The sequence below is a fragment of the bacterium genome, from assembly GCA_021372535.1.
GTDB lineage: Bacteria > Latescibacterota > Latescibacteria > Latescibacterales > Latescibacteraceae > JAFGMP01.
Genome location: JAJFUH010000229.1, coordinates 1 through 12,644, shown reverse-complemented (window position 1 = coordinate 12,644; position 12,644 = coordinate 1). Strand labels below are relative to the sequence as shown.

Below are 12,644 nucleotides of genomic sequence, written 5' to 3'. Positions count from 1 at the left end.
TATGCTTAACGGAGAGTAAACATATAAAAAACGGAGTGTTACTATGAAAACAAAATGGTGTTTTACTTTTGCGATGTACCTGATGGCAGTCCTGGTAATCGGTGCATCGGGTGTTTATGCGAAGTCGCCGGTTTATGTGGTGACGACATTTTCCGATTATGCTTCCATAGTCAAAGAAATCGGCGGAGACAAGGTTGTTGTGGAGTATCTCTCGCAGGGGGATCAGGACCCGCATTTCGTTGCACCGAAACCGAGCCTTGCTTTGAAACTTAAAAAGGCGGACATGTTCGTGACCACGGGAATGGACCTTGAAGTCTGGGCATCGACGCTGCTCGATAAGGCGCGGAACGATAAAATAATGGACGGCGCCGTGGGATTTGTGACGGTATATACCGGTCTCGATATACTTGAAAAACCGACGACGATAAGCCGGACGGAAGGCGATATTCATGTCTATGGAAATCCCCACATTCATACGAGTCCGATGAACTGGATAAAAATTTCTGATAATATATGCATGGGCCTCAAAAAAGTCGATCCCGAGAACGCCGATTACTACGATAAGCGTCAAAAAGCCTTTGTCGATAAGATTGACAGGAGCATGTTCGGTGATAAACTGGTGGAGCTCATCGGAGGGGATCATCTGAGCGATCTTTTGCTTGCTGGAACGCTGTTCGAATTTCTGGACAAGGAGTATCAGGGCGAGAAACTGATAAACTCGCTCGGCGGCTGGTTGAAACAGGCAATGCCGTTCAGGAACAAGGAGGTTGTTGCCTACCACAAGAACTGGGCCTATTTCGCCCGTGATTTCGGGCTCAACATAATCGGATTCATAGAAGTGAAGCCGGGAATACCGCCTTCGCCGAAGGATGTCCAGACAACGATCAATCTCATTAAGGAGCATGGTGTAGATGTCATGCTCGTGGCGAGCTATTTCGAAAAAAGGAAACCGACAACCATTGCCCAGAAAACCGGTATCCAGGCATTGTTTCTCCCGCTTTCCGTCGATGCCATACCCGAGGTTTCGGACAATTTCAAACTTGTTTCGTACTGGATTGACAGCATCAACAAAGCCGTTCAGGGAAAATCGGGAGGTATCATTTCCACACAATAAACACTATCCGTGTGATGTTCATTTTATTTCAGGGAGAAATATATGCAGAATTTTCTTTCCTTTTTCATGATTCAGATACTGTTACTGGCGGTGGTGCTTTCCGTACATACCTATATCGGGCTGCATATCATACGGAGGAATCTCATTTTTTCCGATCTTTCGCTTGATCAGCTCGCTGCCTTTGGAGTTATCGTGGGAATCGGGTTCGGTATAGAAGGCGGCACCACGGCATCTTATTTTGTGTCGTTTATTGCCGTTGTGTTCGGTTCGTTTCTTCTCGCGGTGGTGAAACCGAAAAGCGGAAAGATTCCCCGTGAGGCGGTGATCGGTATTATCTACTGTATGGCGCTTGTGGCATCGTTTCTGGTCGCCGACAAGATTTCGGGCGGCAGCGCATATATCACCCAGACGTTGTCGGGCTGCCTGCTCTGGGTCACATGGCCTCTTGTCTGGGTAACTATCATTTCCTATATCGTTCTGTCGATTTTCCATTTCAAGTACCGGCATCACATTATAGGCATCACCGAACGAAAGGGAATAAAACATGAGAATTTCTGGGATCTCCTGTTTTTCCTCAGCCAGGGAATTATCACGGTGCTGATTGTCCCGATAGCCGGGGTTCTTCTCGCGTATGCGTTTCTGATGATTCCTGCCGCCATCGGTGTACTGTTTACAAAGAACTGGCTGCCGGGACTGATAATCGGGTGGACTGCCGGATTCTGTGCTTCGATTGTAGGGCTCTTATTCTCGTATTTTCTGAGACTGCCCTATGGCCCGAGTCTTGTGCTGGCTCTCGGTGGTTTTTTCTTTATCGCTCTTATTACCCGCATTTTCGTACCCGGAGAAGCATAGGATGCTTCTGCGAAAACTGTATCTGCGGGATATGGATAATCACGTGAAAAAAACCACAAACCACAAACCATGAACCATGAACCATAAGACTGTTGATATTGCTCGTACCATAAAACAGAAAGGGAAATTCAGATGTGGGAAGCCGCATATTTTCTGCTCCCGTCATTTGTTGCATGTCTGGTGATACTGTTTATTCTGGGATATCTTGGAATTCATGTGCTCGAACGTGAAATCATATTCATCGATATCGCGTTTGCACAGATTGCGACTGTGGGTTCGGCGCTCGTGTTCATCCTGTTCAGGCAGCATGCGCTGGAAGAACATAGTGTTGTAGAAAGAATTTTTGCCCTTGGCTGCACGATCTGTGCGGCAGCCTTTTTCTCGTTTGTATCAAAAAAAGTTACCAGAATATCTCAGGAGACAGTTATCGGCGTATCATATGCCATTGCCGCAGCTGCGACGATTTTTCTGCTTTCTCTTGCCGCGGGCGGAGATGTACACCTCGAGGAAATGTTTGCCGGGAGCATTCTCTGGGCGAAGTGGCCTCAAATACTGTTATGTGCCGCAGTTTACAGTATTATTGGTATATTCCATTACATTTTCCGGTCGAAATTCATCCGTTTGACAACAGATTACAAAGGCGCGGCGCAGGGCGGCATGAATGTTATGGTGTGGGATTTTCTCTTTTATGCTTCCATGGGGATCGTTATTACATACACGGTCGAGATTTCGGGAGTCCTTTTGACATTTGCATATCTTATCATTCCCGCAACGTTTTCCGCCCTGTTCGCTCAGGGATGGAGAAGCAGGCTCATCATCACGTGGCTCATGGGCGCTCTGGTTTCAATTGCAGGTCTTGCCTTTTCATACTGTTTTGATTTTTCGTGCGGTCCATCGCTTGTGTCCATGATGGGATTTGTACTGATTATTGCTGCCTTGTTTAAAAAGCATATGCCGATCAAGCTGTGAATACCATATATTACCCCCCTGTAATTTTCGCAAATGAAGCAAATCTTTTCTCAGTGAATCCAAAGGGGGTAATTCCATGCATGTCACCCTGTGGCTTGCAGTATGTCTGTTGTTAACCGGTGCTGGAACATCAGCCGCCGGAAGTGACACCATCGGGCCGCGTCGCTCCGTGGTCACCTGCCATATGTCGTTCGATACGACGGATTTTCTCGCCGATGAGTTTATCACCCAATCGGGGAAAATGTCCCTCGAAAAACGCAGGATCGATTTCCCTGAAGGCAGATTCGGTAAGGGGATTCATCTCGGTTTCATTCCGCAGATGCCGGATACCGACAACATGACGGGAACAGACCTTGATCTCACCACAGCGGTTATTTTCGATATCGCCATACTACCCACATGGGGTTCGGAGTCGTACGGTTTCTACGAGCCCTTCTGGTGGGGCGAAGGCAGAATCAGCCCACGGCTCGGAGCAATTGCGTTCTGGGCGAAAGGGAAACCTCCCTACGCCTGCCGCCTCTTCGAGCAGGCTTCCATCGCGTTTGGCCGCAAGGAGCGCGACCTCATCGGTATCGATATCGATAAAGACCTCAAAATATCGGCTTACCTCCGCGATGCCCGCTATGTCCGCCACGAGCTCGCTCCCGGTACGGTCTGGGACTCAGAGCGCTGGAACCACGTCGTGCTCAACTGGGACTGGGCGAACGGGCTCGAACTCTGGCTCAACGGAGAGAAAATCGCTTCAACCTGGGGCGGCGACGGCTGGTTCGAAACACTGCCGCCGGGATTGTTTCACCTCGCCGCGCCGGGGCTGACCTATGATGAACTCTACCTTATGGATCGCCCGCTGTCCCGTTCCGAAATTCAGAACCTCGTGAAATCGAACAGGGCTCCCGGCGATGAATCTACGGTGTATACCCGTAAACAGTATGATATCGGCCGTATTGCACGTGTCAGCGGCTCGGACAGGAGCGAAAATCTTCCCGTCGCTGCGCCTGATTACGGCATGACAGTTACCGAAGTATGGCCCTGCGATGCCACTGACGGGCACATTCCGGGATGGTATGTCATCGACGGCCGTAACGAGATGGCCTGGCCGCACGAATATGCGTTTTTCACCATCATCCCCGGAGATGCCGATTTCCATGCCGGGAAAGTCGATATCCCGACTCCTCCGGGCGCCGCGGTCAACTATGTGACGGTCACCGGCAACCTGACCGATGTAACCGTTCAGGCAGGTTCACCGGACAGGGAAGAAAAGGCCGATCTTTTCACCATTCCGGCGGGAGAGCGATTTTTCTATGGCTCGATGATCACCGCGACAGAAGGAGCGGCATTCAGGATACCGTTCACCATCGGTTATGGGTGTCCGCCGGGATTTCAGGGTGATGCGGTACATCTGCCCGTCTCCGGCGACAAGCGCATTCACAACGTGGGGTTGTACCATGTCGGCAAACAGGAGAATTCCGAACCGGCCGGTACGGTGTATACCGTGCTGCCGATGACCGGCGGGCTCGACAGCCGGTACGATTTCGCTTTCCATGCCCTGACCGCCCGTGATGAGCGGCGTATTGCTCTCGCTTCCCGAAGCGACGTCCGGGGCAAACGTGAAACGGTCGACATCGGTGCGTTCCGTCGGCTCAATATAATGAGCGAGCCGTTCACCGATCCCACCGGTGTGACAGCGGTCACGCTTTCCATTCCCTTGAAAACCGCACGAGACAGCGAGGCTCTGTATGTCCGGGTGCACGATCCGGCGGTACCGTCACGGCTCTGGAACCAGTTTGCGGTCAGTCTCAGGGGATTTCCCGGCGGATTCAGAACGCTTGTCCTCACCATTGACTTTACCGACCTCGTGCTGACAGGAGGCGACCGTCTCTGGATTGATCTCGGAACAGCGGGGGGATGCGACCTCGCGCTCGGCGACGTCAAATCGCCTGCGCACCTTTACGTTGCAACCGCAGCACCCTATATCGCCGTGGATGCCTATGCCGACAAGGAAATCATATCGGCAAAAGCTCAGTATTCGAAAATGTACGAATTCATGCCGTGGAAATTCACCGGCAGGACGGTTTCTCTCGACCATCCCGATTCCTACGGCGGCCCCTTCGATATGATTCTGCCTGCGCTGGCGGTAAAGCGGGTCAAGCCCGACCATTTCACCGCGAATTTCCTCGATCTCCTTTGCGGCCCCAAATCGAGGCAGTTTGTCATCGATGGCGCTCCGCCCGATCCGGCGCTCATAGAACTCATACGGTTTCCCAACCCGTCCGGTGCTCCCGACTGGGCGCTCTACATGCATATTTACAACACGTTCCGCCACAGTATCGCCGACTGGTGGGTGAAGAACCAGAACCCGGACGGGCAGGTGGGCGGCGGGTGGAATGACGACACGCTGTTCATCAGTTTCCACCAGGCCGATCTTCCGCTCGATGGCAGCGAAAGCGCGCGGGCGGTTATTGACACGGTACATACGAAATTCGAGCTGACCGGGCTTTTCAAGGATGGGTACTGCCGTATTCACCCGATCGACCGTCTCCATGTGGGTGATTTCATCAGCGAGCGCTACAACACCGTCGTCAACAACCTCGGGCAGGCCTATGCCGCCGAACGTGAGATGGAATCGGCATGGCATTCCGGTCATCCCGAGCGGACACCGCTCAATTATGGCAACGGCGGAGCATTCAAATCATCGGTCAACGTTCTGAACTGGTACTGGGGAAAGGATGTTCCGACCGAGCCCTATGTTACTGAGCCGCTCGACAAGGTAACCGGCGATCTTCATCTTTTCGCTTCGACCTGCACTGATTTCAACTTCTTCCGGTATACCGGATCCAACATTCACCGTGACGATTTCAGGCCTTATGGCGCCGATGACGCATACCGTTACCTTCTCGGTGGATCGCGGGGAACGCGATGGGATGCGCATCTCAAGCTTGCGGTGATGTGGCCCTCCGGCGGCGGACCCGAGGTCGCCCGGATAATCCTCAAAGCGGATGACACCTCCCTCGAAGCAGTATGCTACTCGTTCGACAACCGGACACGCAGCCTTGCGATGCGCCTCTGCAGGATTCAGGACGGCCGTTACCGGATAGGCCTGTACCGCGACCCGGATGGAACCGGTAAAGCGGGTGAAGCCATCTGGAAAATAGAGCAGCAGCTGAGCCGTTTTGATGTGGTGACGCTCCCCGTGCCGCCGCACACGCCGCTCGTTATCAGAGTCGAACAGATCGAACGGGTTGATCGTCCGGCGGAACTTCCCGATCTCGCTGTCGATACCCGTGATATAAGCCGAACGGAATCGAAAGTAACCGTGATTGTCCACAATCTCGGCAACAGCGCCGCGAAGAATGTTTTAGTGAGGCTCCTCACCGGCGAGGAAACGGTGGCTGAACAGAGAATCGTTCAGCTTGATGCGCCGACGGATTTTATTCCGAAACGGGAAGTGGTTACATTCCCGAATGTACCGAAATCGCGAAACCTGAACGTGGTTGTCGACCCGGATAACGCAATTCGGGAAATACTTGAAGAGAACAATTCGGCAGGAGTCAGATAGCATTTCGCACGAAATCACGATGTAAAAAATCTGAGCATGAAGAAAAAAGGAAAAAAACGGAGAACACCGGTAATGATTCCACGATTCCGGTTTCTCCGTCTATCCGGCAATGAAATCAGTTGATTGACAGGGCGGTGCTCCCGATCATTTTTGAACAAACTCGACGAGCCCCTGTTCTTTGAGAAATTTATAGTATGCGATGAGGTCGAAATTCACGACAGGTCTTCCCGCTTCGAGTTCGACAAGCTCCCTGATCTCGTTCAGGTTACGTCTGCCGTCACACCACCAGTACGATGCATTCCCCCAGTTGGTCGGCGACCACCAGCGCGAGGAGGATTTCACCACTTTCCACTGATCGCGGGGAATCCCTTCGAGGGTGATTGTCCCGATCGTGGTGCGTTTCGGAATGATCGTTTCTGCCTCCTGCTCCCAGGTACCCTTTCCCTTTGAATATTTGACGATTTTCAGCGATTCCTTTTCTGCTTTTTCCCGAACGGCTTCACGATATTGTCCGGTCATGAATTCACAGAATTCGTCCGTTTTTTTCATATACCGGGCAATGTCTTTCTGAGTTTCAGCCCTGTTTTTTTCCTGTACAAGCCGTTCGATGTTCCTGAGCGCCTGTTTCTGAAGCTCCGCATAATACGAAATTGTCCGCGAACCTTCGTCGAGCGCTTTTCCAAGGGCGTTCCCATCCCCGTCCGCGGTCAGACGGAGTGTCATGTCACGTGATTTCTCGAGAATCACCCCGACACCCCTGTCGAACGTGAGCCGCTCGATCAGCGGGGTTTCATCATATCCGGCGCACGCCAGATAGTATACATAGACAGCCATGAGTGTACTGAGGTCATGGAGCGAGCGGGGATCGACCTTCTCGATGGTATCCATGGAATTGTGGTGGGTGCGCTCACCATAGAAATTGTATAAGGTGATCGCGTTTGTCGGGACGCCGACCATCGGATCGGGGAAAATGTCCATCATTATATATGGTTCTGTATGCCAGTGTTTGTAAGGAATATAGCGCTCATGGTATCGCTTTATGATCTCAGCGAAAAGCGCATCGGTAAACGAGGGCGCGCAGTTCGGGTTCAGAACCATGGTGACGCTCGTTGTAGAAAGCTCATGATCGACCGCGGGCGAATCACAGTTCACCGATGCAATCGCCTTTGTCCTGAGACGTTCGAGATTATATACCGTAAATGCGTTCGAGCCATACACCTCGTGGCCGAACCAGAGGCGTATGGTTCGTCCGGGGGCGGGAAGCACTCCCGACCGCACGAGGTCGTTTATGGTGCCGATTGCTTCGAGTATCGCTGAACTGCCCGTGCAGTTGTCGTTTGCTCCCCATTCCAGCAGGTGTCCGCCGATGATTATTTCCTGGCCGTCCGGCTCCGTTCCTTTGACGCACCCGGTCGCATAAGGGATGGTGTCGTCGGTGTAGTATCTGCTGTCGATAACGGCACGGACACGCACCGTCGTGCCCTGCCTGAGCAGATTCCTGAGATATCCGGCCTTTTTCTGCGAAATCGAGAAACCGAACTGGTGTCTGTCGTCCGAAGCGCTCATGAGCCAGCCCCCCGGCAGGTCGGTCCATCCGTTAAGCCACTGGTTTGCGTTGATGAAATCGCTGTTCTGCTCCTCGATTTCATCGCTCACCAGACCGAGCACGCCGTATTCCGCAAGATACCGTTTCAGTCCGCGGCTGCCCGAGTCGACCAGCACGATTTTGCCTTTTGCATCGAGTTTTTTAAGCTCTTCCGGATCGGGATTTTCGAGGAGGACAAGCCCGGTTTCAATCCCTCCGGGAGGAGTCGGACAGCTCCAGTTGTTCAGAGAGGTCGGATTGTCGGTATAGTTACAGAGATAACGGTATTCATCGGGGATATTTGCAGGTTCGATCACTTCGAGCGTTGCCTGTTTCACATCCCAGCCGAGCGGGTTTGTCCATGTGCCGAACTGGGTGACTCCGTCCGCAGGGGTATCGACAACCTCGGCTTCGTCGAACGCCCGCTCGCGCATGATCGATCTTACCTCTTTCATGGTATTCTTCCACATGGGAAGCGTCGACCACTTGTCGTACCGCCACAATCTCATGGTGTAATCGCGGGCCCGTGAGCCCGATACCTTGTTTGTGAAAACGCGGAGCAGCTCGTCAATGTTCATTTCTTCAGCCGAAACGCTCCATGATGTCAAGATAAAGAAAGTCATCAACAGCGCACAGACTCTTTTTATCATCTTTCGCCCCCTGGACTATGTAATACCAGAGATATTCATCTCTGATTATTCATGAAAATATTTCACCACAAAAGCACAAAGAGACATAATAGATTATTAATACTGTCTTTCGTAACAATTAATCATCTACATCAAAAAGATATAAAAATAAATCCGCGTAAATCCCCGTTCTGAATTCATGAATAGATCGGGTTAAGATACTATTATTTCTTCGCATACTCGATATAGTTTAAAAACAGCTTCTTTGCCATTGCCGACTGGGGCCTGTCGGAGCCGAGCTCGGGCAGCATGGTGAGCGTGCTCACGATAATCCGCCCCCTGCCGAAGGGTATGCGCGCGACTGAGGTGAGGATATCCTTGCGGCTTTGAGAAGCAAGGGCGACGACCGTCTCGTTCCCGATACGGCCGATATCGAGCCCCCAAATATTCTTACGGTAGAATACCTGGTATTCCCAGTTCATCGACTGCGAAACGGGAAGACCGGTGAGCAGGGTGCTCCTGCCCACAAACAGGCGGCCTCCTCCTCCGACGTTTCGGCTGCCGTTGTACTGAACCGCCTGGTACGCATAGATGTTATCCCACTGCTGAGCCCACTGGTCGGCGTTGTCGAGCACGATGAGCGTGGCGCCGTTGACCACCTGTTCCATCACGGCGGTATAAACAGTCCTCACGATTTTCCTGAAATCGTGTCCGCCAATGATAATGTAATCCAACTGAGGGCTTTCAGGGGTGAATTCCGGAAGGGTAATCCCCCGCGCCTCGCGAAGGAGAGCACTGACCGTTCCCGTCGTGTCGATCACCGCTCCTTTGCCGGGAAGCGGAGCGCCGTTCCTGTAGTCCACCGAGAAGATATCGTCGAACCCGGAGCACGCCGTTCCCTTTGAGCCGGTGAGACGGGCATCGAGACGGTAGTACCCGTGCGCGGTCACCGGTGGAAGAGCCACGCCTTCCACGAGGAGCTGGCCGAACTCCTCGCCACCTGTGACAGTCACGGGATACGATTTCGAGAATACCGTTGCGCCCGCAGGGTCTTTCAGGTCGAGTTCGAGCGTGTGTTTACCCTTGAGGTCGACCTCATTGACTATATAAATATCCGCTACCGGGGATGTACCAACCGGCATGACCTTGTCGCGGATTTTAACCGCGATATAGAGGGGCTGGTTGTAATACCTGAGGATGGACGGATCCCCTGTGGGATAGCGGTATGCATCCGCTATGTCGGAGTGAGTGGCTGCGCTCGCCCAGCCGTTCAGGTTGTATGCATCGATGATGTTCGAGATGCGGGCGTTTTCGATGATACGGCCGTGGAAGTAGTGCATGTTTTTCCCGAGCGCGAGGGTGAGGTCGTCAACAGTGGGAAACGATGACCTGAATCCACTTTCATCGAGGAACCTGTCATAAGCGTTGTACCAGTCGATATGCTCCCCTTCACGCCAGCCGTCGGCATTTCCCTTGCGGTAGATGTCCTCCCTGATTTTTCCGAGGCGGAACATTGTACCGAACGCTCCCTCTTCGCCATAGAAGATGATCTCGTCTTCCGGAATGTGACGCGTCGAATCACCGTCAACCACGTTAAGGCGCATGTAATTCCGGGGATTACGGTAGTAATCGTCGAGATAGCCCGGCTCGGGATTCCAGTGGTGCATGTCGAACCAGCCGTAATAATATTCTTTCGGGTCGTACGGCTTGTAGAAAAGCTTCAGGGGATGTTTGTTCAGTTTGGCGAATTCCGGCCTGATCCTGTCGCAGTCGCCGGTGTAGAGGAGTATCCGCGAGGGGTCGAGCGCGCGGACTTTCGTCATGTTTGCAATATCGTCCTCGTCTGCAGGATTCCCGTCCTCGTTTTTGAGCATATAGGCGATGAGCGAGGGATAGGAGCGGTCGCGTTTGACAAACCGTATGAGCTTCTCACGGCGCAGCGCACGGGTTATCTCATTCTGCACCGGCTTGCCGCGGTCATCGTTGATACGGTATCCGCCCGATTCGCCGGTACAGAGAATACCGTACTCGTCGGCGTACTGAACGAGAAGCGGCTGGCCGATGGCGTTGTGAAACGCGAGGGAGTTGTAGCCGAGCGCCAGGGCGGTTTCAACATCCTTCCGCGCCGTTTCCGGTGTAGCGTACATGCCGTTCGTTGCCCAGTATCCGCGATTGACCGTGGCCATCATGAACACACGCTTCCCATTGAGATAGAGGCGCTGATCCCCGTCCTTATCCCTGATATCGAACCACCGGAAGCCGAACCTCCTCGTCATGGTATCCGAACCGGCGCCGTCCGCTCCGGTGAATGTGACCGCGGCAACATAGAGATGCGGGTCGAGCAGGTTCCAAGTCTTTGCCTTGGGGGCACTGACCCCGAGCGAAAGCTCCTTTCCTTCCGGCGGTACGGATGCCGATATGGTCTTTTCCCAGAGAATACTCGCGGGATTGTTCCACTCGCTGATGGTGAGGGTCAGTTTTCCGTCCTTTTGGACGCCCGAGGAATTTCCCACGGTGATAAATATATCGACATCCCTGATCTGCGGTTTGTTAAGGACACAGATGTCGTCCACATGAACGGCGTCTGTGGCCCGCAGTGTCACTTTCCCGGTAATCCCCCCGAAACCGCGTACGATGGGCAGGGTATTTTTTCCCCAGGTAAATACGGTATGGGCGGGCCAGCTGAAGTTTCCGCCGGGATCGGTGATGCGGATGTCGAGACGGTTTTCGCCATCGAACCGTACCGCTCCGCTGGCGTCCGTTTCGAACGGGGTGTTTCCGACGACATCGTAGCCGACGAGCCTGCGGTTTACGAATACTTCCGCCCTGAGGTTGGCCGATTCAAAGACGATGATGATTCTTTTCCCCTTGAGCGAAGGGTCCAGGCTGAACTTTGTGCTCCACCAGGAAACACCGTGGTAATCGCCCGCAGTGCCGACCGGATTTCCGCTTGCGCTCCAGAAATGCTCCTCGACAGTACCGGGAACGGACACGTTCTTACCGCCCGCATCGTCCAGATTCTCCCACCCGCAGGTGGGGGGATTCACCGGCAGACGCGAAACATCCGCGGGGGGAAGGTATATATCGTCATCGATCCATGTGGCTTCACGGTCGAGCCAGAGCTTCCAGCCGTTTCCCGCCAATTCCTTTTCATACCGTCCCGGTGCTCCATACATGGAAGCAACACCCGTCATAAAGCAGAGTACCGCAAAAAAGAACGTCCTGAGAGTATACCGTGACCTGTTCACTGGCGCCATCCTTTCATGTTCATGTGTATCATTTTCATTGTTTTCGAACGAATATCTTTTGGAATTTGTATAAATATCATGGGTTTTTTATAAAAAATTGACTTGAAATAAACTGGTGAATGTTATACCGTACAGTATATATCTTTTCCATGCATGGCGCAAAAATTTTTCCGGTAGTTCTGCAAAGAGAGTGTGTCATGGTGTGAATAAACGTAACTGTCTGATGGTCTGAATGTTTCACCGATTTAAAAAAAAATTTGGGAGAAAAACACATGAAAAAGAGCACATTGTATGTACTGTGTGTGGTTATGGCGCTTGCATTGTTTTCCTGTGCGAAACCGCCCGAACTGCCCGGCCCCACAAAGGCGGGGACACTCCTTCCCAACCGCTGGGTGCTCACGCCGGCGGGAACACACCTGCCGGTCGGCGATCTGCCGCTCAATATGTCCCTTTCTCCGGACGGGAAACTCCTTGCTGTCACGAACAACGGTTTCAGCAGGCAGTTCATCTCGCTCATCGACACGGAGCAGGACAGTATCGCGGGAGAACTGCCGGTCGAGAAGGGTTTTTATGGCCTGACATTCAGCTCCGACGGCAAATATCTGTATGCATCTGGCGGCGGCGACGAGCAGGTGCTTGTATGGCGGATAAGCGGGCTGTCTGCGGTTCAGGAGCCGTCGATCTCCCTCAG

General features: G+C 52.8%; 7 protein-coding genes. 5 read left to right on the top strand and 2 right to left on the bottom strand.

The window, feature by feature from the left end; genetic code table 11:
• Positions 1-43 precede the first annotated feature (43 nt).
• The 4 genes from LLG96_19815 to LLG96_19800 all read left to right on the top strand — a co-directional run bounded on the left by LLG96_19815 (position 44) and on the right by LLG96_19800 (position 6,491).
• On the top strand, positions 44-1,114 hold the full coding sequence (locus tag LLG96_19815) for a metal ABC transporter substrate-binding protein (protein ID MCE5252455.1): 1,071 nt from the start codon (positions 44-46) through the stop codon (positions 1,112-1,114).
• Positions 1,115-1,156: 42 nt separating this feature from the next.
• The gene (locus tag LLG96_19810; GenBank protein MCE5252454.1) at positions 1,157-1,966 is read left to right on the top strand and encodes a metal ABC transporter permease; all 810 of its coding nucleotides are present in this window, start codon (positions 1,157-1,159) and stop codon (positions 1,964-1,966) included.
• A gap of 132 nt (positions 1,967-2,098) precedes the next feature.
• Complete coding sequence (locus LLG96_19805; GenBank protein MCE5252453.1) at positions 2,099-2,935, top strand: metal ABC transporter permease; 837 nt, start codon at positions 2,099-2,101, stop codon at positions 2,933-2,935.
• A gap of 76 nt (positions 2,936-3,011) precedes the next feature.
• Positions 3,012-6,491: a hypothetical protein gene (locus LLG96_19800; GenBank protein ID MCE5252452.1), complete on the top strand. Its 3,480-nt coding sequence runs from the start codon at positions 3,012-3,014 to the stop codon at positions 6,489-6,491.
• Between the two features lie 144 nt (positions 6,492-6,635).
• Here the strand turns inward: LLG96_19800 and LLG96_19795 are convergent, their stop codons facing one another.
• Positions 6,636-8,726 carry a hypothetical protein gene (locus LLG96_19795; protein MCE5252451.1) on the bottom strand — a complete coding sequence of 697 codons (2,091 nt, stop codon included), beginning with the start codon at positions 8,724-8,726 and terminating at the stop codon, positions 6,636-6,638.
• A gap of 203 nt (positions 8,727-8,929) precedes the next feature.
• Positions 8,930-11,953, bottom strand: a complete 3,024-nt coding sequence (locus tag LLG96_19790; protein ID MCE5252450.1) for a hypothetical protein — start codon at positions 11,951-11,953, stop codon at positions 8,930-8,932.
• A gap of 272 nt (positions 11,954-12,225) precedes the next feature.
• On the opposite strand from LLG96_19790, the gene LLG96_19785 reads away from it, so the two are divergent.
• Positions 12,226-12,644 (top strand): hypothetical protein (locus LLG96_19785; protein MCE5252449.1); only part of this gene is annotated, 419 nt, incomplete at its 3' end.

Bases quoted from the DNA above. Each gene is read 5' to 3' on its own strand.
- LLG96_19815 (MCE5252455.1), top strand. From the start codon at position 44: ATGAAAACAAAATGGTGTTTTACTTTTGCGATGTACCTGATGGCAGTC.
- LLG96_19805 (MCE5252453.1), top strand. From the start codon at position 2,099: ATGTGGGAAGCCGCATATTTTCTGCTCCCGTCATTTGTTGCATGTCTG.
- LLG96_19800 (MCE5252452.1), top strand. From the start codon at position 3,012: ATGCATGTCACCCTGTGGCTTGCAGTATGTCTGTTGTTAACCGGTGCT.
- LLG96_19795 (MCE5252451.1), bottom strand. From the start codon at position 8,726: ATGATAAAAAGAGTCTGTGCGCTGTTGATGACTTTCTTTATCTTGACA.
- LLG96_19810 (MCE5252454.1), top strand. From the start codon at position 1,157: ATGCAGAATTTTCTTTCCTTTTTCATGATTCAGATACTGTTACTGGCG.